This is a genomic window from Roseateles sp. NT4 (assembly GCF_051857475.1).
Taxonomy (GTDB): domain Bacteria; phylum Pseudomonadota; class Gammaproteobacteria; order Burkholderiales; family Burkholderiaceae_C; genus Pelomonas.
Genome location: NZ_JBPZGZ010000002.1, coordinates 1,583,408 through 1,604,793, shown reverse-complemented (window position 1 = coordinate 1,604,793; position 21,386 = coordinate 1,583,408). Strand labels below are relative to the sequence as shown.

Below are 21,386 nucleotides of genomic sequence, written 5' to 3'. Positions count from 1 at the left end.
ATGGTCCTCGCAAGGGGTGGGTCAGATGGAGGTGAACGTGGTCACGGTGAAATAGATGCGGGTGCGGCGGTCGTTGTCAGCAACATTGCCAACGGGGCGTGCCACGTCCAGCCTTAAGGCTGTGCTGGGATAGGGCCGATAGCGCAGGCCGAGGCCGGCGCCGGCCTTGAACCCGGACGCTCCCGAGAGCGGAGTGTTGGCGTGACGCACGCCGCCCATGTCGAGAAACGCTGCCAATGCCACGTGGCGGCGCAGGTTACTCGCGAACTCCGGCGATGCCGGCGTCCAGGGCAGTGGCATCCAGTACTCGTTTTGCAGCGCCCATGCTTGGCGCGCGACCGTGTTGTCGGCCTTGTAGCCGCGCACCGTGTCCTCGCCGCCGAATCGCACCCATTCCTCCAGCGGCGTGTGCGTGCTGACGGCGTGCGCGCGCGCGCGCAGATCCCACTGCGAAAACGCACCCACGAAACGCCGCACTGCAAGCGTCATCCCGGCCTTGCCGAAATACTCCCCATCCGCACGCCCGGCGCTGGCGTTGAGCACCAGCTCCTGACGCTCCGAGGCCGGCGTGCCCTCGTGCGAACGCGTCAGCACCAGCGAGACATCGACCGCGCTGACGCGCTGACGCTGACTGCCTGTCGCATCAAACGTGATCTCAACCCGGCGCAGCGCCACCTCCAGTTGCGCCGAGCTGTAGCGCATGTCGCGCCACAGGTCGGCCGTGACGCGCAGCTCGGTGCCCTCGCGCCGCTCGTCGGGTCGGGTGGGGTCAATACCCACCTCGGGGTCGAAGGCCGAGAAAGCGCGGGCCGTCCACTGCACCCGCCTGCCCCAGCCAGCGAAGTTGGCGAAATCGCCCGAGTAGGAGAAGTCCCCAGAGGCCTGCTTCTGGAGGCCAAAGCCGAGTGCAAAGGTGTCATCCGCCGTCTTGCCCTCATGCCGATATGCCGTGCCCAGCCGCCACGGCTTGCCGGGCCGGCGCTCGACACTGAAGTCCAGGTGGTTCCTGCGTATGGCGTCTTCAGGCTCCTCGCGCGCCGTGCGCGGCTGCAACGGCGTCGAAACGGCTGGAGCAATCGGCGTCTTTGCGCAGCGGCTCTGCTTGTCATTGGCGCGGCAGAGGTGCGCAGGGCTGCCCGCACTCGGCTCGCCGGGCACATCGTCTTCATCTCCGCCGGAACCGGCGGGCGCGACTGGCGCGACCGGCACGACAGGGGCGACCGGGGCAGTCGATGCAGGAGGCTTCGCGTCGCGCGGCGTGCTGCAAGCGCGCAGCGAAGGAACGGACAGCGGAGCCAGGTCAGCCGCACCGGCGCGCGGTTCTACGGCCAGCACCGCCAGCCTTCGCATCAGATTGACCCCTTTGGGAGTGCCTTTTGGCGGTGCGACGTCCTCAGCCATCACGATGCTTGCATTCAGTCCGATGCCATTCAATTGCTGCAGCCGCTGCGCCAGCATGGCACGGGTCATGAAGACGCGCCTCACTTCCAACTGCTCGCCTTTGAGCGTGTCCATGCTGCCGTCCAGCGGCAACTGAATGGCGTCAGGCTGACTTTCGCTCGGCACCCATACGGCCTTGCCTCGGCACAGGTAGTCGCGAGGTGCGGCGCGGATACGGTCGAAGTCTGCCGAAGGAAGCAGCCGGTTGAGTGCCCGCATCACCCGCTCGCCGTCACGGTCTCCCGCCTGCACATAGACGGCCGCCAACAGCGGGTCGGGGTCCAGAAGGATGCGTCCGCCAAAATTCTTCTTGCCGAACCTCGGGCGCAACACGCGCAGTGCGGCCTGGTCATTTGGTGGTTCCGAGGCCACACCCAAGCCGGCCGCATCCGCCACATCCTTGTCAGTGCGATAGAGCTGCAGGCTGATGCCGCGCACTTCCAGGTAGTCGCGCACCGCGGTCTCGATGCGGGGGCGGTACCAGAGCTTGCAGTCGAACTGGGCCAACGCGCTGTGGCTGAGCTTGGACCGCACTGCATCCCATTGCGCCACGTTGTAGGTAGGCCTGAGCTTATTCACCGCGTCGACCAGTGGCGGCGCGACCTCGAAGGCCACGATCCCCCGGCGCGCACGTTCTCGCCCTGGGCTCTCGTCCACATTGACAGACTTCGGCAACAACGGGCCATCGGCGTAGGCTGGGTTCTGCAGCGCCCAGGTGTAGGCATCGCTAAACATGAGCGTGGCATTGACCAGTGACGAGCCAGCCTTGCGTTGGGCGGCTTCCCAGGCCTGCACCAGTTGCGGTCCTTCCACCCACCTGAAGTCGCCATTCCACAGCTTGTCGGTCGCCGCGTCGGTTTTTGCCAGCGCGTCCAGGGCGCGCACGATGGCGCGACTATCAGGGGACGTTCCACCTCCGGAGAGCGACTGCAGCACCAGCCGGGTCAGCAGCTTGTCGCCGCCCAAAAGCAGCGGCTCCAAATGACTCGTCAGCTCCCGCTGCAACGAGTCCGCGGCCATACCGCACTGCCTATAGACCTCGGGAAGCGGCTGCGAAAGTGTTGTCCCTGTCGAGGCGATAGCGGCCTTTCCGCCGCGAATCTCCAATTGCACGCTCAGCGTTGGCGGCACACCTTGCGGCGCGACCTCCGCGGCGACCGCGTGAACAAGCGTAGACAAGCCCCAAGCAAGCAAGGCCATCCACTTCAGGCAAGTCTTTTGAAGCATATGGCCCCTCCCTAGCTTCTTCCTGTGCAAACAGCCGTTCAGTCAGCCTAACGGGATGCACAGGAAGCGCCTCATCAAATTTGCTGACGCGCATGGACCTCTACCGCAACGCCCCGGCGGTCGGCTTGGCGCATTCGACAAATGTCAGCCGGCAACGCCGGCGTGCAAGGCACGATCAAGACTGACAACGGCAGCGGCAGCGGCAATTGGGCGCAGCCAATGCCGTCAGTATTGATTGCCGACATACCTGGAATCCCAGGCCTCTGGAATGGTGCGACCGTCGTCGATCTTGTAGTTCTTCCCGCCATCGGAAAGACCGAAGTTTTGCTGAGCCCACAAACCTACGGTCTGCCAGATCAGCGAGCCGGGGTCTGACTGACGCTCGATGCTCGACTGACGGTGCGGATGAATGCGCGTTATCTTGCCCCCGTTCACTGCCACCGTGTCGATGATGCGCTTCACGCAAGCCTTTGCCGCCTCGGCCTGGACGGCGGGCAGATCCATGGGTGTTCTCTTTGCGGCCGGAGGTTTAGGTTGCCAGAGTGTTTCAGGGTCGCCCTCGATGCCAGCGAACCATCCGTCTATTTCTATACCTACCGTCCATCGATTGAAGTTTCCTGCGTGATTGCAGACCTCCGTCAAGTCGTAGAGCTGAATGGTCTTGCCTGCTCGCGTCACGCCAAAGTGAATGGGGACTGAGTGCCAACGCGCCGGCTTCTCTCCAAGCTGTGTAGCCGTCTGGTGAAGAACGATGGCGGTCACCTTGGACCAGGTTCTGTATGGCATGGACTTCGAGCGGCCGTCATGCGGATGGTTGTTCCGCTCGTCGAAGAACTTCTCGTCTTTGGCAATAGGCGGTATCGCGGCGAACGCGCGTTCTATCGCTGCGGCGCCAGCCACGCTGATGGCCTTGGGCATCTCGTCGGTTGCCGCACGCATCCCTTCCAACACCATGAACTCGCCATACGCCCGAAGCGTTTCGTCACCCAGACTTCCATCTGCACCAAAACGCGGGAGGATGTATCCCAAGGCGATTAACTGGCTCTGTAAGATCTTGACGAACGGGTCTTGCGACCCCTTCTTGAGGGGGCTACTCAAAGGCATGGCTTCCTCCATAAGGCGAAATCGCCGGGAGCGCGGAGTCCGCCTAACTCCCATCTCGTACGGCCGCTTTGGATCTTCAGCCTTCCAGCGAAGGGTGGAAAATGCGTGTAAACACGTGTGAGCTGTCCCTCAACAATGAGGATGACACTCAACGACGCTTGTGCAGCCAGCCACTGATTGGCTTGAGCCGCGGGTCTCAACCAGATCCCGCTATTGCCCCTTAGGCAAAAGCGGGCTACCGCGACTTATGAGTCCTTCGCTGGCGGTGCATCATCTGAAACAGGAAGCCCTAACTTCCTGACCTCCTCGTCTATGCGGCGTCTTTGCTTGCGCGCGGCTTCAATGTCGCGTCTGGCGGCTTCCTCGTTGCCTTGGCGGTGCTGCGCCAATGCACGGCCATACAGAGCCGTCGGCATGGATTTGATTTCAATGGCCCCATCGAATGCCTTGATGGCGCGCGACGCATCGTTCAGTCGAAGATATGTCCAACCCAGGTTGTGACGATAAGCCGGTTCGTCGCGAACCTGGCTCACAGCCGACTTGCAGTCTTCCAACGCCAGTGAGAGGTCGATGTTGTGGCGGGTACGCAACCAGCAGCGGCTGTTGAGAACTCGTGCGAATTCGGCATCAGTTTCATGCGTGGCAACCCACATATCCCATTGACGCAGCGCTTCCGTTACTTGACCCAACGTCACATAAGTCCGCGCCATCTGCTCGCGTAAATGAGACGAAGGTGGTAGCGCCTTGTCCAAGGACAGCAAATCTGCCTGCGCAACAGTGCGATTACCTCGAGCCGCCGAAAGCGAGGCGCGGATGACCAACGCATCGCTCAGGCCCGGATTCAAGCGAATCGCCTCGTCAAGATCCGTTTGCGCCTGGACCGACTGCCTTGTGGCTAGATGCACTCGCGCACGCGCCAGGAAGTTTTCTGCTGATGTGGGCGCCAATTTGCAAGCCTGATCAAGGTCCTCAAGTGCTCGGGCATATTCGCCACGGGCAGCGAATGCCTGGCCGCGGCGCGCCAGCGCATCGGCATCGTCGATGGCGACCTCTGTTGGTGCAGCCGCGTAGCGCGCGTCGTATTCACCGGTGGCGTCCCCGCGGGCGAATACCTGACCACCGTTCCAGGTGGCGTAGAGCTTGCGCTGCAGCCGCGACACATAGACGCGATGGGAAAGAAACCAGTCCAGGCCAATCAGCATGTCCTCGTGCCGGGCATCGACATCGCCAACGCGGAACTTGCTGTTGCTGATCTTCTCGCCTCCCAGTTCGAAAGCGGCGATTTGCACCGTCCAGCTGTTGACTCGCCCCTTCCCGACGCCGCCGACACGGCCTTGCTCCGCGAGGTCGGACTCGTTCACACCGGCGCGCTTGGCAGCCGGGAGGTTGATGTACGTGAGCGGTGCGCCGGTGTCCAGCAGGGCGCGCGTGTCCTTGTCATTGATGTGGGCCATCACGCGAATGGCTGTGTCTTGGCCACGGTTGTCTATATCCAGGGGAGCCACGATGACGGGCGCCTCACCGGCCCAGTAGGCGAAGTTGGTCTTGTCGCAATCGCCCTTGGGAAACATCAGCCGCACGACGCCATGGACCAGGTCATATTCGGTATCGGCCATGGCGAGGAAGTTGCGGCCCAGAATGCCCTGAATACCCGAGCCCAGTTCGTTGCCGCCGACGATGAACTCGACGTTGTTCAGCGTGCTGCCCTGGAAGATCACTTTCTCAACCCGAGTCCTTCGCGCCTCGATGGCGCCGGTGTAGCCATATAGGCGTACGCCGTCCGGCAGGTTCCTGAGCCGAAGGTTGAGCTGAGCAGCCACCGAAGGCGTGAGGAAACTGTAGGAGGCGCCGCTGTCGATCAGCATAGACACGTCCGTACCGTTCAGGTTCAGAGTCCCAACGGGTCTGTGATCGACGATACGGATCGGGATCTCCAGTTTGTCTAGCGAGCACCCCGCCCAAGCTGAATGCACGGCGAATAGCAGCTCCACTACAGCAAGCGGACTTCGAGACCACCACCTGCCTGCAGTGTGTGATCGACGTCCGCAGCTCGCCCCCTTACCCCTCCATCGCATTGTTCCTAAGACCGAAAACAGAGTGCATATTTTGGAAAACATGACCGATTCGTTGTGAGTGGAGGCCGAAATCTTCTGAGTAAGCCTCAGCACGATTCGCTACGAGTTCCCGTGGTCGAGGCGGCCTTGCGTCGCGGTGAAGATGCTTCGGCTCGCTCGCCGCGTCTTGTTCGTGACCAGCAAAGCTAGCTGTCGCCCGTAGCAAGAAGGTGTTGCTGTCAAGGCAGCCATCCCATAAGGACCATCCTGGTTGTTTCTCAGAAGATGAAGCCAATCTATTTCGCCTGCGCAGCGTTCGTGCTTGCTTCTTCAACGTGGGTGCCGAGTGCGAGAGCTGACGGTCAGGACGGGCATGGCATCCAAACTCTGGCTGCTCGCGAGTCAACGGGTCTTGGATCAGCTCAGATCGTCGGGATGTCTCGTCGCAATTGGGTCGACGTGAACCGCAGGAATTGGTCGGGTAGTGGACCGCGGCTCCTGAGGACCGTCATCTGGTACCCCGCTGCGAGCGGGTCTGTCTTAGATGACGCCGCGTTCGAGACGGCCGCAGAGGTGAAGCGTCTCTTTGAAGCGGTGCCTGTGGCCTCATATGCCAAGCTCGCCGACTCTCGGCGAAAGTATCCGCTGGTGGTGTTGTCGCACGGGACAAAAAGCCTATCTCTCTCCTTGGCATGGTTCGCGTATGCACTTGCTTCACGCGGCTACATCGTCGCGGCCGTCGATCACCACGGCGACACAGTGACCGAACCCTCACTAGCACCTCAAGGCTTTTTGTTCTCCTGGGAACGGGCTCGCGATCTGAGCGCCGTCGTTGATCAGCTTCTTGTGGACCCTGAAATGGGTGCGCACATTGATCAAAGTCGCATGGGTGCGGCCGGACATTCAGCGGGCGGACACACGGTGATCATGCTTGCAGGAGCGATATTCGATTCTGAAAAGCTGAAAGTCGCGTGCCGGTCACCAGTAACTGATCCTGTATGCGACTATCAGGACCAAAATTCTGCGCAAATTGATGAATTGCGACGCACGGATCCAGTCGCACGAGAGTCTCTGGCGAGGGCGGGCACGTCGGCAAAAGACCAGCGCATTAAGGCCGTCTTTGCTATGGCGCCTGCTCTCGGTGTTGCTTACTCTAAGGCGGATGTTGACGAAGTTGAGGTCCCCGTGAGGATCGTCGTCGGAGCAGGCGACGAGATCACGCCTTCAAAGACAAATGCAGCTCACTATGCATCGATCATCCGACGATCAGCTCTCGAGACCTTGCCGGGCAATGTAGGACATTTCGTGTTTGGAAGCCTCTGCTCTGCAGAGGGCCAGAATATGCCCGAGATGATCGTTTGCCATGACGCACCTGATGTCGATCGAGCCGCTGTTCATGCGCACGTGGCTGAACTCGCGCTGAAGTTCTTTTCCAGCAACTTAGCTCCCAAGTCACTGCCTAGGTCAGCTCCATTTCGCTGATGGCCCTGGGGATTGCACCCCGTTTTCCTCGGCCAAGGCCACCCTCCCCGAGCGCCTGGCGGGCAGAGCAGTCGCCTCATTTTTCTGATTCGTGCCACTCAGCGGCAGCAAGCGCCGCACCGACTGACCAGCCGGCTAGAACTCCTATTCATCCGCTGACTACACCAGGAGTCTGCAATCCTCTCTTGCAGGCTTTGGCGGCGGCGGCAACCGGCAAATACATCAGCGCCATCCATTCGCCTACTAGATTTCGTAGTCCGCATGGGTGATCGCTAGGAATAACCTCCAAAACACGCGGATTGCCACTCATCTATCGATGAGCCGACCGCTTGGCCTATTCCACCCCGTCCACCGGACCAAGGAGAACCGAGATGTCTACTTTCAGACCCGGGCGCCGCGAGGCGCTTTTGTGCCTGGCTTCTAGTCTTACGGCCGCCGCTCTGACGGCCTGCGGTGGTGGTGGAGGCGCCAGCGAAACGCCAAACTCTCACCCGCAGGGCGGGGGCGATGGCGACCCAACACATTCAACCAATGGTTATCCGGTAGCTGCGGCGATGGCAGCTTTCTTGGCGGCGCAAACTTCTCTCGCAGCCCAAGGAACGCGGACCGCAGCGGGCCTTGCTCAGACGATTGTAGGGAGCATGACACGCTCTCAACCAACCTCCGATTCGTTCGAAGGCACTTCGGGACAGAGCAGCATCCTGACTGTCGACCTGACCTACAACAGTGGCGGCGGGTCTGAGACCTACCACCGTGCAAAGAAGATCTATTTCGATAGCACCTTCAATCCGCGAGGAAGCTACGACGACGGCTCCGGCGGCGGCGTGCCCGACTACGCCGTCGTCAGCAGTCTCACGCCGTTGCCGGCGTCAGCGCTCGGTGCGGAGACCGGCACCTGGCACGTGCTGACTCATTACTCCAGCAGCGCCAAGACCGTCATCGTCGGGACGACGACCGTTACGTACGAGGTGCATGCGGGTGTAGCGGCCGGCACCGTGCTGCTTGTGGTGAAAGCTGATCGAATCAACGAACTGGGCGCCTTGGTCTCGTCGACATCGACTGAATACTGGATCACCAGGCCCGCGTCAGGCCAGCCCACGACGCCAGCCAAGGTGTCGACTGAAAGGTCCGTCCTGCCAGGCGGCGTGCAGAGTTACATCTCCTTTGCTTGAGGTCTGCACCTGCTGTTTCAGCACGGCGTCCTGCCGGCGTGACGCAAGCGCTTCGCCTCGGAAGTTCTGCTGAGCGCCGCGTAGCTGCGCAAGCATGCGCGTGTCGCTGAGATGCTCTCCTACAAAAATACGCCGTAGCAGATATCCAAAGCGTTCCAGGCTGACACGTCTACTGCCTCCTCGGTTGCCCCTTGTTGCGCCCATCCAAGTGATGCCCTGCGCAGGTTGGTAATCTGCCACAAAGGGTTCACCATGGCGTCCAACTCAATCCGCAACAAGGCCGGACTGTTCGAGGCAGCTCGAAAGGAAGGCTTGCTGATATCCAAGTCGGCGGCTTGGCAGATCGAACACTGGGCCAAGATAGGAGCCTCCCTGGAGCCGTGCTGCCTCACCGTTGCCCAGGTGGCCTCTCTACCAGATCGTCTGGCAGGTCGCGGCGATGCCAACCTATGGAAGTTCAAGAGAGCCCAACAGAAGGCGGATATCAAAGGTGGCGGCGGCGAGCAAACCGCTCAGAACAGATTGAGTTCGCTTTCTGGAGGGACGGCACGTCGCTCGAAAGTCATTGATGCGCCCTATTAGTGCGCTCGGTAATGGCAAAGAAAACCTGAAATCGCTCCGTCCGAACCGCAGCCCGCCTCATGTAGGCCAACAGGCCATAGAAGTTGCAAAACGCGCGCTTCATCGCTTGGCGTCTGATTCTGCATCTGCCGAAAGAATTGGCAGCAAGATCCAACGCATCTACACGCTCGCAAGGAGTCAAGTCGGCCACCGACTGCTCAACGAGCATCAAATCGAGCCATTCGACGCTATCGATGTAAAGGCGCTTCGCGATATGGCGCCAGCCCAAGCAAAGCAGCTGGATGCCGTGGAGGGGTCGAAAGCGGAACGAGCCAAAGCGGTGCGCCGGTTACCGTGACATCGGAGCGTGTGGGACTGGCTCTACCGATATGGCGAAATCCGGTCTTGTTCTGGTTCGAACCAATCCGACAACGCGCCGCGTATCGCGCGAACTTCCGCATGGCCACCGAGACTCGCAAGGCACTGAGGAGGAATGTCTTTGCGAGCTGGCCCGAACACGCCATGCGCAGGATGTTTGGTCGGAAGCATCCCAGCAATTGCCGCTTTCAATGTCGGCCTAGCAGCTGCTCCGATCCCCATCGGCAACAGAAGTATTCGGCGCTCGGGATCGGCACGAAGTGCTTCTGCCAACTCTCGAGCCTTGGGCTCATCGATGTGCCTCCCCGCGATCTTGGCAAGGCGAGTTGAAACTGCAGCGTCGAGTTCAATGAGATGTGCAATCTGAATCACGTTCGCAACATCCAGCTCAATGGCGGCCACATGAAGGGCAATTGCTGATGCGGCCTCAATCTTGCCGACAACAGGCTGCCTCTCAACTGCAACTTCCATCAGGCGCATCCGGGAATCTCGGCTCCCCTTGCAGACCAAGAATTCGAACAGTTGAAGCCGCACCCTTCTTGACCTCGTCGCGAACGCGGCCTCGAGGTAACTCCTCTCGTCGTCCCCCGACATCAGCCCATGGCTATACAGCGCGTTCGCAGCACCTTCCGCGAAAGGGAAGAAAACGGAGTGATCAAAGAAGTCCCAATGATCTTCTGTCCAAACGTCATAGAGCAGTTTCTGCAGTACGCACTTTGCCTCTTCAGGGCGAGACCTTGCAATCTCGAGGGCTGCCTCTTTGGCATACTGACTGCGGTTCTCGGCGAACATCAACAGCGTCTCGTTGTCGACTTTGACGCCCCGTGCCTCCAGCGCGTTCGCAGCCGCCGATTTCACCTTTCCAAATTTGTGGCGAGTAGCGGCATGAAGTTGCTCCAACGGGAGGCAACGTCCAGCGTATCTGATGGCCTCGCTCGGCGCATCGCCAGTCTGGCATCGATTGAGAAGCCCGCGGACTTCCTCGGCGGGATCAAGCCCTGAATCCACCTTCGCCTGAATCAGTGCAAGCAGACCAAAGTCTGACTTGGGAGAAAGCTTGCCAATGAATTGAGGAAGGGTATGGTCGGCCTCCGGCCTTCCGGATGCAGACGACAAGATCGTGCTGAACAGCTCACGATGTGGAGCCTCAATTGCGTTCAATGCGCGAGCCAACGGTTCCTCGAGCGGGAACTCGCCCTTGACACGCTTGATCTCGGTCAAGAAGTCAAGGAGTCCCGACCAATTGCATTGAGTCTGCAGCTCTCGGACCGCGTTTTCAAGAAGCGGCTCTCTGTCGAGACTGCAGGCAAGATGCAGAGCTTCGCGCCTGACGGATTCGCCGATTTCTCGATCGACGAGGCGATCGACGAGCGCGCCGGCGAAGTGGTCCGTCCAGAAGGGCTCTGCCAGACTCCAGAACCTCGCTTCGCTCGGCGTATTCTCAGTTCTCACCCACAGGGCGACGACTTCCTCCGGATCCGCTTTGGAGACGCCGGCCCCGGCTTGCTTGCTTAAGGCTTCCAGCCACCACCGCTCCATCCCTCGCGAAGTCTCATCCTCTGAGAACGCCCTCCAGCCATGAACTTCTCGAGCACGTCCCACATAGTGCTCCAGGCAGTCACTCAAGAATGACGCGTACTCCCAGGCATCGAATGCGATGTCGGCAGCATAGTCTCCGCCATACCAACAGTCCGCGATTCCGAATTCCTCTTCTGGTGAGATCGACGTGTCGACGCGCTGGTATCGCTGAAGACAATCAGCCGCTATCGGCTTCATCAGATCGAGATTCCTGCAGCTTGCCTCTATCACCTGCTGTCGGCAGGGGAACGGCAGACCATTCCCAAGGTTGCTTTGAAGAGGCTCAAGGAATGCACTGGTCAGGTCGCCTGCGATCCGCTCCAGGATCTCAATGAAGTCGTCTTGCTGGGCCTCGTTGGCGAACGGAAGTACAGAGGCGATGTATCTATGGCACAGCGATTGCGTGGAACGATGAGAAGCCGCAGCCTTGAGCCAGTCTTCGTCGGGCTGGAAAGGGACAAATGCATCGTTGAAATGCGAGTAAACGCCCAGGTCGACGAGAAATCGCGCAACGTTGGAGGGAACAAAGTCTTGGGTTCCAGCTCTTGCAAGAGTTCGAAGCGCATCTTCGAAATCTTGAGTCCCCGTCAGGCATTGCCGCTCGAGCCATTGGTTCATCAAGGCCTTGTTGGTAGCCTCAAAGACTTCAAGCTTGTCGATGGACTTTGGCAGCGAGGCAGACAGTTTGGCCAGCGCCTCTGCGGCCCAGGGGCGATCTTCGCGATCGTCCATTGCGACCAGCGCATCGCTGATCGACCTCAATGTTGACTGCGCCACAACCGGGGACGCAATGACAATGCTGCGAAGCGCCGCCGCGGCCTGCGGATGACCGAAGCTCACAATGCCCTGACTCAGTCGCAGTGTCTTCCCTGCGCCCAGGAAGCTAATCAGCTCATCCAAGTGATCGTCTTCAAATGACTTGTCCCGCCGAGCCAGCAGGTTTTGCAAGCGTCTCACCATCTCACGGCTGACGCTTTCCGACACTTGCAACGCAGCCCATAAGACGATGGCCCATCGGCCCGCGTTCCTAGCGCCGATCTGCTTCTTGATATTTCCCTGGATGGCGTCGATGTGAGCAGACTGGACAGCGTCCGATATCTGCTCCTCACGCTCCTCCGCGGTTGCAGCAGGGTTGATGCCTATGAGACCTGAGAAGAATTGGTCAATCTCGTAGGGCGACTTCAATTTCTCGAGAACTGTTCCTCGTCTTGCGGCGACAAGGGGCCTGAAGACCTCGTTGAGCGTCGGAAGTCGATTGCGATACATGTCGAATCGATCATGAGGTGCGTAGTCGGAACTCTCCAGGGGGACGATCCATCTGGTGTGCTTGGACTCAAGACCGGCGCTCTGAAACACGTCCGAGCGTGTGGTGACGACAAAGAAGGTGTCTGGTCCGGCCATCTGAAGGAGGCTTGGCAGTTCATTGCGCCAAGGTTCCGCATCAGGCTCAAATCGACTTTTTCCCCAGGGATCATCCAAATAGAAAACCACAGGCCGCCGTTTGAAATCGCGGACTGCACTCGGCGTCGTCGCAAGCACTTCCTCGATGCCGCCAACTTTCTCCCTCAGGTGGGCGATCAACGCGCGCGCCGAAGTAGTCTTTCCCGTGCCGGACTCGCCCTTGATGAGGATGACGTATTGGTTCGTCAGCTGATCCACCATGCGCAGCCAGGTCTGCGGCTTCACGAACTGCGAGTCCAGGAGAGAGGAACTCAGATAGCCGCCGAATTCCCTGATGATCTCTTCAAGGTCTGAACGGCGCCAGTCGTGATCCGAGTTTGGTCGCATCCGTCGCAGGGCTTCAAGATGCAGTGCCTTCAGACATTCTTTCCAACGGGACATCGGAATATGGCAAACACTGGTGAGGTGCTGCTGAAGCTTCCAAATCACTCGTTCTTCATCGGCCCCCGTGATCATGGCCACACGCTTGCTTACCTCCTCTGCACCGGCGGGTGCTTCGCTGGACCACAGCGAAGGCAGTTCAGCATCTGTCGGCCAAACACCAATGGAAGGCACGACGATCGACCGCAGCGTGTTAACAGCCACATTGTTCGTGATGAGCAGATAGCGAGACTGCGCGTCATTGAGTAGGACATCTCGTGCAGCTTGTCGCTGCGTGCCACCGTGCTGCATGATTGCGCGGAAAGTCTTCATGTTCCACGGCTCTCCGGTGGTGGACTTGACCTGAACTTTGAGCCGATATCCTTGAGCGCTTGCCGCGACGCCAACAACCGGCGCGCTAGGGCTGGTGAGGTCTGCTTCCAGATCTTCCTGGCTCACAGGTTCCAGCTGAACCCGCTCGGCAGCCTCTGTGACCAGCAGCAGATCTACTGCAACCCACACCGAGACGAGAGCCTGGTAGTAATACCCCTCTAAGCCATGGCTGCCGCCTCCAGGAGCGTGGACGGGCGCATGGGGTGGAGGCAAGCTCGTCAAGATTAGTCCCTTCAGTTGGTCCGTTTGATGATCCTATTGCTGAAACGGACACAGGCAATCGCGGTCGCTTCCTAGCGCCGACTCGATCAAAAAGAAGCGCGGTGGCCTAGCGATAGGGCCGCGCCCTCTTCCTGTCACCGACTCAAGCTCTCACCGTATCCGCCTCGGCAGCGTCAGTGGCGAAGATGGCAGCGAGATACGACGTCGCCCGACACCCGATTGCCAAGTCTGGAATCCGGTGGGCAAGCCGCTGACCCCAACCTTCTCCCCGCTCTCCTCGTCAAGAGTCACCATGGCAGCATCCCCTGCTGATAGGGCCTAGATCCAGGCGAGTCCTTCTTGATGGCGGCGTTGGCGTTGCCCATCAGGACCCGGAGGCGACTACAGCATAAGGAACTACGCTATTTCGTAAGTGGTACTCTGAACACGAAATTTGGCGAGGTGCCTCACTGACCGGCACTCAAGCCGCATCAGCAGCGGCTACGCCTCGGCTGCACTTTCAACGAATGCGCCAGCGCTGACTCGACCACTCCGTGAGCTTGGAAGATGCTAGACGACCACATGGCGAAAGACGACGAAGACTTGGCTCAGAGTCGCTCACGGTGGCAGCTCCTGAAGAAATTGCTCGAGCGAATCACTGAGCTTCCGGAGGCTGAGCGAGCTACGTTCTTGGACGAAGAGTGCTCGGACGACCCCAGCGTCCGTCGCGAGCTGGTGTCTTTGCTGCAACATGCGGAGGTGACCAGCAGACTGCTCGAACATGGATCACTCAAAGCCCTGTCCGAGCAAGCGATTGCGATCAACTCTCAGGCATGGAAAGGGCGGCGGATCGGTGCTTACCGTGTGATTCGCCTGCTCGGTCACGGCGGCATGGGAGAGGTTTACGAGGCCACCCGCGATGATGGTCAGTACGAGCAGCGTGTGGCCATCAAAGTTGTGCGTGACGCCATCGGCATCGATCATGCGGCGTTATCAGCTCGTTTAGATGCCGAGAAAAAGATTCTTGCGACGCTCGATCACCCCAACATAGCCAGGCTCCTCGATGCAGGAGTGATAGACGAAGAGCGTCCATATTTCGTGATGGAGCTTGTCGAGGGGCAGCCGATCGATATCTACTGCCAGCAAGAGGGCATCTCGCTTCGACAACGGGTCGAGCTGATGCGATCGGTATGCACGACGGTCGAGTACGCGCATCAACAAGGGGTGATACATCGAGACCTGAAACCGAGCAACATCCTGGTCACTGCCGCCGGGATCCCCAAGCTGCTTGATTTTGGTATCGCCAAGCGTATTGACGTTGAAGGGAGTGGAGCGGGGCGCACGGTGACGCAGGCGCAAGCGCTGACGCCGGACTACGCAAGTCCGGAGCAAGTGTTGGGTGAACCGATCGGAGTCGCCACCGACATCTACGCGCTGGGACTGGTTTTGTATCGTCTGCTCGCCAAGCAAAGTCCGTATGCCTCGGCGTCTTCTTGGTTAAAGCTCCAAGAGGCCATTTGTGAAACTGATCCGGCAAAGCCGAGCTTCGTGCTCAAGACGCGGGGAGCACCGGAGTGGCGCGACGTGCAGGGGGATCTCGATGCTGTCGTGCTGCTGGCGCTGCGTAAGCAACCCCAGCTACGCTACGCCTCCGCTCAGGCCATGGCGGATGATCTCTTCAGATACCTTGAAGGCCTCGCAGTTGCGGCGAGATCGGGATCACGCAGCTACCGGCTCGTTCGAACGGTTGCGCGCCAACAGAAGGTGACGCTCGGTGCAATTGCCGTCTTCAACGTGCTGCTGCTGGCTGGTGCGGTAGTCGCTGTCTATTGGGCTCGGGAGGCGACCCATCAACGAGATCGAGCGGAGCAAAACGCAGCGGAATTGCGAGGCGTTGCCAACACGCTGCTATTTGATGTGAATGACAAGATCGCAGAGATACCTGGCACGACCGAAGCGCGTGCCTACATCGTCAAGAGTGCTATCCGACAGCTAGAGAAGATTCGCAACGAGGCCAAACTCGACGCAAGCTTGAGACTTGAGTTGGCCAAAGGCTACAAGCGAATCGGCGACGCGCTGGGGCGCCCCAACTATCCAAACCTCGGCGACCCCGCCGAGGCAATTCGCCAATATGACATTGGTATCGCGCTGCTCGATCCTGACGATAGCCTTGAAGCCCTGCGACAGCTCGCAGCGTTGCATCTGGCAGTCTCGACTGTCGACTTCACCCAAGGGCGCTCCAAGGAAGCACTGCAAAGGCTCATTAAGGCGTCTGCTGCCGCGGAGCGCGCCGCCCGCAATCCCGCGTCAGACATGACCGATCGGATGACTTTGGCGAAGACTAGGATGAGCCATGCTCAGACGCTGACGCTCACAGGAACGACGGAGGGCTTTGTTGAGGATATGCAGAGTGCGATGACCCTCTACAAAGAAGTCCTTCAGTCGGACCGTGGCAATCGCTCCGCGTTGCGTTCCCTGGCGAGCGTTTATCAGAACCTGAGCTGGTACATGACCGAGGCGGATGGCTCACCGGCAGGCCTGGCGCAGGCGCTCGGCTATCAAGCGGAAGCTCGCAAGGTCTTTAACGAGATCATCCGCGCAGATCCCGGCAAAGCGTCATCAGCAGAAGGCGCGATGGCGCAGGGCTACGCCTCCGATGGAGCAGCTCTGCTTGCACTGGGTCGCGCCAAGGAGGCACTGCAGCCTCTAGAGAAGGCAATTGCATACTGGCGACAGCAGGTACAGCTCGAGCCCGCCAACGTGGAAAGCCTCAATCATTTGGAGGAACCACTTGCTGTGCTCGGATCGGTCCACCTCGCGCTGGGCGAATGGGACTTGGGAATCGCGCGCCTGAACGAGGTTATTCAGATCTACGAGCACCAGCCCGCAAGCAGTCGCAACCTGGTTGCCTCTATGTCACTTTATGCCAGCGCACTGGCCGACTTGGGTCGAGTATTCGAACGTCGCGCCCAATCAAAAAGCAGTGCCGCTCGTGTAGAAGATCTGCGAGCCTCTCTCAACGCATTCGCGTCGGCACTCAAAGTAATTCAAGACCCTCGGATACGTCCGATGTGGCAGCGAACTGGAAAAGAAGAGAGCGAAGCCGCAATCTCGGATGCGTTGAATCGCGTGAATCGCCTGCTTCACGAGTACGAGCCGCGCTCCAAGCTAGGCAGCGGATAGACCAGCTCTCGTGCCGCAACCCAAAATCCGGGGCCAGCGGTCGGGGTGAACGCCAACAGATCAAGTGCTCTTCGTGATAGCCCGTTAAACAACGAGGCCACGTAGCCGGCTTCAAGAGCTCGACGTAGCCATTCCGCGCGCTTGCCATCTCTTGCTAGGGGTCGGAAGCGGGGCAATCGATTTGCGATTGCTTGCGCTTGTTGGATCCAGCAGCGGCGGCGACGTGGATCCACTTTGGCCCGAGTTCCCCACCCGGACCGCTCCTGACAGGTTCCAATAGCAATGTGTCGTACTGCAGGTTTTCCTTGATCCAGCAGGCGACTTCCATCAAGGTGACGCCGTCTGGAGGCTGGAAGTCCACGGCCTCTCCCCTGACGTGACTGCTGCCTTCCGCTGCAATACCGATCGCCTCTGACAGCGCGGGAGATCTGTAGCCGGAAAGCACGCGCAACGGACCAAAACGCTTAGTCGCCGGCAGCAGAATGGCGGTCTGCAAGTGCTGCAGTGCAGGCTTGACTGGCGGAGGTACGGTGTTGTCTATTCCACGTTGAATGGCGTAGTCGCTTTTGCTGAGTTCATCAATTGGGTCTCCCGAGATTCGCGGACTTTGCGGATACGGTGCACCAAAAGGCGTGCTGCGTTTTGCGTACCAAGATCCACCAAAGCCGCGCAGCCGAAGAAGAGTCTCCTGCCCCGTAAGGTCCGTAGCCGCGCAGTCAGTTTGGACGCGACTCTTGTTCGGTCCACGGACGCTATCGCACTGCTCACGACCGCTGAAGCAGTAGACGCCGAGGCTTTGAAACTGGATCATGAGCGCAGCAGCGTCTATGGTCGACAGGCTTTGAGAGAGCATTCCATCACTGTGCCGATTGCGCGGTTTTGACATCGTGTAGCGAATGGGCAGTTCAAACGCTTCGCAAGCCGCCGTCATGTACCGCGCAACGTTGTAGACCCGCGGGTCCTGAGACTCCATCGCGTCGCCAAGGTCCCCCAAGAACACCCAGCCGTCGGAAACGGCCTTCTCTGCCCATGGCTGCATCTTCCAATTGCGACCACGCATTGGCAAAGAGAGGGCGGACTTGACGGCTTCGAGAAACTCAAACGTTGCGTAGTGACCCATGTGCTGGTCTCAATCGACGATTGGCGCTGCAGGCAGCGTGACAGCGGCGATGCGCACCGCTGGCTATCCAATTCATGAACGCTCGGCCGACACCCAGGTCACTCAGCAGCCCACACCCGCTGGCCAACACGGCGCCGGCTTCGCCCCAAGGCGCTTGGCCAGAAACTGCTTCACGAAGGTTATCGCCTACTCGGCCGCCCAAAGCGACGATTCGCAGCTCCTTATCGACCACAACGCTGGGATGTATGCGTCGAAGTGTCCGGTTGATCTCGATGAACCGGTAGTCGCGCCCAGGCGCAAAGCCCATCCCTATGCAGCGCCTGTCTTCCGGCGCGGATTGATAGCAAATGGTGGAGTCGACGAGCAGCGACAAAGGAGGAGGCCTTGCGTCAGAGTGGTCGCCGACATAGCGGCACGCCTCTGATCACTCGTCGCATCGGTGCCGGCCATCGGTATGCTCGCTCCCCAATAAAACTTAGGGAGGGACCATGGACACAGCAACCATTGCTGCATTGAAAGACCTGCTTAGTGTCGTAGGCCCGCTCGTAGGCGTGGTGCTTGGGGGCGCATTGACAGGCTTCAGTGCACTTCGCAAAGCACGCGCAGAGCGGCAGCGCTTGATCGCATCGACGCTGGCTGATTTGCTTGAAGTGCGATTCCACCTCATCCGCATGAATGGCCTCACGACGCTTGTGCGCCAGCGGAAGCTAGCGCCCGATGCGCTCCTACCCCACCTTCGCAACATTGTCGAAAGCATGAGCCCTATCGATGCAGGGCTAAACGAGCGCTACAGCGAAGCGTTGACAACACTCGCAGCAGTCGATCCTTTGCTCAGCTACAGCCTGAGGTCAAAGAACACCGTGCCGAGTCTTCTGCACGCAATCCGCACCGCTGCAGTCACGCAAAACGTAGAACTCGCGGAGTTCGAAGCGTTTGAAACTGCTCTTCTTTCTGCCAGCATTCCTGCACTTGACGCAGCCTTGATCGGCCTGGCGGGCAATCATTCCTGGAGGCTTCGCAGAAGGGTTGCCGCGCTAATCAGGGGTTCCGCGCAACTTGATGAGAGTGTTGCCGCAATGTTCGACCAGGTGATCACTCGAGCCCAACAGCACTCATTCGCCAAGTAGCGCCTTTAGCCGCTCACCTCTATACGGCGCACTTCGTGATCGGCTCATTGCTCGCTCCTAGCCGACTGCACGGCCGTCACAACATGCGCAGTACTGCTCTACATGCAGCTGGGATACTAATGATGGCTGCACTGAGCACGCTTGGCGTCGCCAGAAATCAATCGTCAACAACTCGCCTACGTGCTGCAGCCAACCAGATGGCAATGATGTCAGCTCGCATGCTTCAGCCCTAAGTTGCATACCTTGGTCGAGTTCCAAGCCTGCGCGTCAACCGACCCGAAGGCCCGATCAAGCGGCTCTGGTACGCCAAGGCCAGCCAGGTGATGCTGCGTGAGCGGGTCGACTTCAACGGCCTTTCATATACCAAGACGCTCATCGCAGAAGAGCCTGCATCCTTGATATTGGTGGCACGGACTGGCTGAAAGCCGTAGAAGCGGCCAGTCGCGCCCCGCGAATGATCTCCACGCCACGAGCTAACCAATACACCCTCCGTCAGATGCGACGCGAGGAGGTGGCCAGATTGTCATCACGCGTGAGTGCAGCAGGCACGCTTGCAAGCAGCCCCCCGTGGCACCGGATCGCGCCAAATGCAATGCGGTAAGGCAGTCTCTTCAAGCTGTTTCGGAATTTGAGGTCCTCTGAACTGCAGGCACCGCCAAAGAGACAAGTTTCGGAGTTCCGATACAACACTGCTGGCAGCCGAAAGAAGGCCTATTATTTCGGAATTCCATTAATGGTATTTTTCAACCACAATGAAAGACGCAAATTTCTGGAAATCCGAAATGACGCAAACCTCCTTGCCGAGCGACCTTCTGCGCATCAGTTCTCCTACGGATCTGGGGCCAGTCATCCGCGCTCGGCGCCGCGAGCAATCCCTTCGGATTGACGATGCCGCCTCGTTGAGCGGCGTGTCTGTCGACCTCCTATCTCGGCTGGAGAACGGCAAGGGCTCCGTGCGCGTGGACAAGCTGTTAACGGTGTTGGACAGCCTGGGTCTCGCTCTGATGCTCGGTCCAAAGAGCCATCCAATGATGCAGTCTGCGTCGATTGATGGCGACCGGTAGGAGCAGCCATGAGTGATGCCGGCGCCCAGATCGCTGTCTCTCCCCCCCCGCCACACGCCCTCGTGCTGTGGGCGGATGGCCAGAAGGTGGCCACATTGGGTCACGAGCCAAAAAACGACCTTTGGTCGCTGGACTACGACGCAGCTTGGGTCAAAGCGCCGGGCGCGTTTCCGCTATCCCCTGCCCTGTCCCTTCAGGCTCCAGCCAACGGCTACGCCGTTGGCGCTGTGAAGCGCTTTGTTGAAAACCTGCTGCCCGAGGGACGCGCACTCGACATCACGGCCACGACCTACCGGGTGTCGAAGGCCAATATCTATGCGCTCATAAGCGCGCTCGGGACGGAGACCACCGGCGCCTTTCGGTTCTGGCGTGCGGACGAAGCCCCGCCGGCCATTGCAGCCATGCCGCCGCGGGAAGTGACTCGCGAAGAGCTGGACAAGCGGCTGGCCGAACGCGACGAGATCCCGCTGGCGGTCTGGGATGGCAAGGTCCGCATGTCTATCGCAGGGGTCCAGGACAAATTGATGGTCTACGCCCACCAGCCGTTGGACGAAGGTGGTCGCCTATTCCTGGTTGAGCCGCCGCTGGCCTCGACACACATCCTCAAACCCGAGCCCAGCCGCGCACTGACACCTCACTTGGTCGTCAACGAGCACTACTGCATGACGCTCGCTCGGCGCATGAAGCTGCCTGTCGCGGACGTCAGCATCTACCGGACGCCCCGACCCGTGCTGGTCATCCGCCGCTTCGACCGCGTCGCCCGTCAGGATGCCAGCGGTGGCACGGTTCAGCGGCTCCACATCATCGACGCCTGCCAAGCTTCGGACCTGCCCGTGACCTATAAGTACGAGCGCAATTTCGGCAATGGCGAGCACGTGCGAAACATCCGCGACGGCGTGAGCTTTCAAGTGCTGTTCGACCGAGTCGAGCAGACGGCCAACAAAGCCGTAGCGCGCATGACGCTGCTCAGGTGGGCGCTTTTCCAGTTCCTGATCGGCAACTGCGACGCCCATGGCAAGAACTTCTCGTTCTTCGTCTATCGCGAGGGGCTGGAGCCGGCTCCTTGGTACGACTTGGTCAGCGTCGTGCAATACCCGGGCATAGACCACGAACTTGCCATGGCATGGGGTGATGCGTTCACCCTCGAAGAGGTAACCGCATTCGAGCTGGCGACCTTCGCACGGCGCTGCGGCATCGACCGGCAACTGCTCAGACGCGATGCGAAGCGGATGGCCAAACTGGCCACAGAGCACGCACCACAGCTGGCTCAAGCAGCAGACTACATCGACGACAACGAACGAGCCTTCGCGAGGCAGCTGAGCAGCTTCATCGTGGCACAGGCCGCACGGCTGACCAAGCTCGCCGAAGCCGCCGCCACGATAAACGGCGAGTTCCTCTGACGACCTGCGCTTTTCGCCATTGGTGGTGGCTCGGGCCGTCCACAGGGGCACGCTGTAGCCATAACCGTGATCTATGCGCCT

General features: G+C 59.8%; 13 protein-coding genes. 8 read left to right on the top strand and 5 right to left on the bottom strand.

The genetic code is table 11. The features are described 5' to 3' along the window. Positions 1-21: 21 nt before the first annotated feature. The 3 genes from ACS5PN_RS17140 to ACS5PN_RS17130 form a co-directional block, all read right to left on the bottom strand. On the bottom strand, positions 22-2,667 hold the full coding sequence (locus ACS5PN_RS17140; protein ID WP_439465188.1) for a ShlB/FhaC/HecB family hemolysin secretion/activation protein: 2,646 nt from the start codon (positions 2,665-2,667) through the stop codon (positions 22-24). 225 nt (positions 2,668-2,892) lie between these two features. Continuing rightward, positions 2,893-3,771 (bottom strand): peptidoglycan recognition protein family protein, encoded by an 879-nt coding sequence (locus ACS5PN_RS17135; RefSeq protein WP_439465187.1) that lies wholly within the window; start codon positions 3,769-3,771, stop codon positions 2,893-2,895. Between the two features lie 245 nt (positions 3,772-4,016). Beyond that, positions 4,017-5,846, bottom strand: a complete 1,830-nt coding sequence (locus ACS5PN_RS17130; RefSeq protein WP_439465575.1) for an aspartyl protease family protein — start codon at positions 5,844-5,846, stop codon at positions 4,017-4,019. Positions 5,847-6,398: 552 nt separating this feature from the next. Between ACS5PN_RS17130 and ACS5PN_RS17125 the strand changes: the two genes are divergently transcribed. From ACS5PN_RS17125 to ACS5PN_RS17110, 4 genes are all read left to right on the top strand, one after another. Next, entirely contained in the window at positions 6,399-7,307 is a 909-nt protein-coding gene (locus tag ACS5PN_RS17125) for an alpha/beta hydrolase family protein (protein WP_439465186.1), read from the top strand. A 641-nt stretch (positions 7,308-7,948) separates the two neighbouring features. Then, on the top strand, positions 7,949-8,479 hold the full coding sequence (locus ACS5PN_RS17120) for a hypothetical protein (RefSeq protein ID WP_439465185.1): 531 nt from the start codon (positions 7,949-7,951) through the stop codon (positions 8,477-8,479). Positions 8,480-8,731: 252 nt separating this feature from the next. Further along, positions 8,732-9,061 (top strand): TA system antitoxin ParD family protein, encoded by a 330-nt coding sequence (locus ACS5PN_RS17115; protein ID WP_439465184.1) that lies wholly within the window; start codon positions 8,732-8,734, stop codon positions 9,059-9,061. Beyond that, on the top strand, positions 9,048-9,398 hold the full coding sequence (locus ACS5PN_RS17110; protein WP_439465183.1) for a hypothetical protein: 351 nt from the start codon (positions 9,048-9,050) through the stop codon (positions 9,396-9,398). Before ACS5PN_RS17115 ends, ACS5PN_RS17110 begins: the two co-directional genes overlap by 14 nt. A 23-nt stretch (positions 9,399-9,421) precedes the next feature. Here the strand turns inward: ACS5PN_RS17110 and ACS5PN_RS17105 are convergent, their stop codons facing one another. After that, complete coding sequence (locus tag ACS5PN_RS17105; protein ID WP_439465182.1) at positions 9,422-13,432, bottom strand: hypothetical protein; 4,011 nt, start codon at positions 13,430-13,432, stop codon at positions 9,422-9,424. Positions 13,433-13,993: 561 nt separating this feature from the next. Between ACS5PN_RS17105 and ACS5PN_RS17100 the strand changes: the two genes are divergently transcribed. Continuing rightward, positions 13,994-16,594 (top strand): protein kinase domain-containing protein, encoded by a 2,601-nt coding sequence (locus ACS5PN_RS17100; protein ID WP_439465181.1) that lies wholly within the window; start codon positions 13,994-13,996, stop codon positions 16,592-16,594. 154 nt (positions 16,595-16,748) lie between these two features. On the opposite strand, the gene ACS5PN_RS17095 is transcribed toward ACS5PN_RS17100, so the two are convergent. Next, positions 16,749-17,714 (bottom strand): D-Ala-D-Ala carboxypeptidase family metallohydrolase, encoded by a 966-nt coding sequence (locus ACS5PN_RS17095; RefSeq protein ID WP_439465180.1) that lies wholly within the window; start codon positions 17,712-17,714, stop codon positions 16,749-16,751. A gap of 488 nt (positions 17,715-18,202) precedes the next feature. Between ACS5PN_RS17095 and ACS5PN_RS17090 the strand changes: the two genes are divergently transcribed. The 3 genes from ACS5PN_RS17090 to ACS5PN_RS17080 all read left to right on the top strand — a co-directional run bounded on the left by ACS5PN_RS17090 (position 18,203) and on the right by ACS5PN_RS17080 (position 21,305). After that, positions 18,203-18,841, top strand: a complete 639-nt coding sequence (locus ACS5PN_RS17090) for a hypothetical protein (protein WP_439465179.1) — start codon at positions 18,203-18,205, stop codon at positions 18,839-18,841. A gap of 782 nt (positions 18,842-19,623) precedes the next feature. Then, on the top strand, positions 19,624-19,905 hold the full coding sequence (locus tag ACS5PN_RS17085) for a helix-turn-helix domain-containing protein (protein ID WP_439465178.1): 282 nt from the start codon (positions 19,624-19,626) through the stop codon (positions 19,903-19,905). An 8-nt stretch (positions 19,906-19,913) separates the two neighbouring features. After that, positions 19,914-21,305 (top strand): HipA domain-containing protein, encoded by a 1,392-nt coding sequence (locus tag ACS5PN_RS17080; RefSeq protein WP_439465177.1) that lies wholly within the window; start codon positions 19,914-19,916, stop codon positions 21,303-21,305. Positions 21,306-21,386 lie beyond the last annotated feature (81 nt).

Excerpts from the sequence above, each read along its gene's own strand:
- ACS5PN_RS17080 (WP_439465177.1), top strand. The coding sequence starts at position 19,914 with ATGAGTGATGCCGGCGCCCAGATCGCTGTCTCTCCCCCCCCGCCACAC.
- ACS5PN_RS17140 (WP_439465188.1), bottom strand. The coding sequence starts at position 2,667 with ATGCTTCAAAAGACTTGCCTGAAGTGGATGGCCTTGCTTGCTTGGGGC.
- ACS5PN_RS17120 (WP_439465185.1), top strand. The coding sequence starts at position 7,949 with ATGACACGCTCTCAACCAACCTCCGATTCGTTCGAAGGCACTTCGGGA.
- ACS5PN_RS17100 (WP_439465181.1), top strand. The coding sequence starts at position 13,994 with ATGGCGAAAGACGACGAAGACTTGGCTCAGAGTCGCTCACGGTGGCAG.
- ACS5PN_RS17085 (WP_439465178.1), top strand. The coding sequence starts at position 19,624 with ATGACGCAAACCTCCTTGCCGAGCGACCTTCTGCGCATCAGTTCTCCT.
- ACS5PN_RS17110 (WP_439465183.1), top strand. The coding sequence starts at position 9,048 with ATGCGCCCTATTAGTGCGCTCGGTAATGGCAAAGAAAACCTGAAATCG.
- ACS5PN_RS17130 (WP_439465575.1), bottom strand. The coding sequence starts at position 5,846 with ATGCGATGGAGGGGTAAGGGGGCGAGCTGCGGACGTCGATCACACACT.
- ACS5PN_RS17135 (WP_439465187.1), bottom strand. The coding sequence starts at position 3,771 with ATGCCTTTGAGTAGCCCCCTCAAGAAGGGGTCGCAAGACCCGTTCGTC.
- ACS5PN_RS17115 (WP_439465184.1), top strand. The coding sequence starts at position 8,732 with ATGGCGTCCAACTCAATCCGCAACAAGGCCGGACTGTTCGAGGCAGCT.
- ACS5PN_RS17095 (WP_439465180.1), bottom strand. The coding sequence starts at position 17,714 with ATGGGTCACTACGCAACGTTTGAGTTTCTCGAAGCCGTCAAGTCCGCC.
- ACS5PN_RS17090 (WP_439465179.1), top strand. The coding sequence starts at position 18,203 with ATGGACACAGCAACCATTGCTGCATTGAAAGACCTGCTTAGTGTCGTA.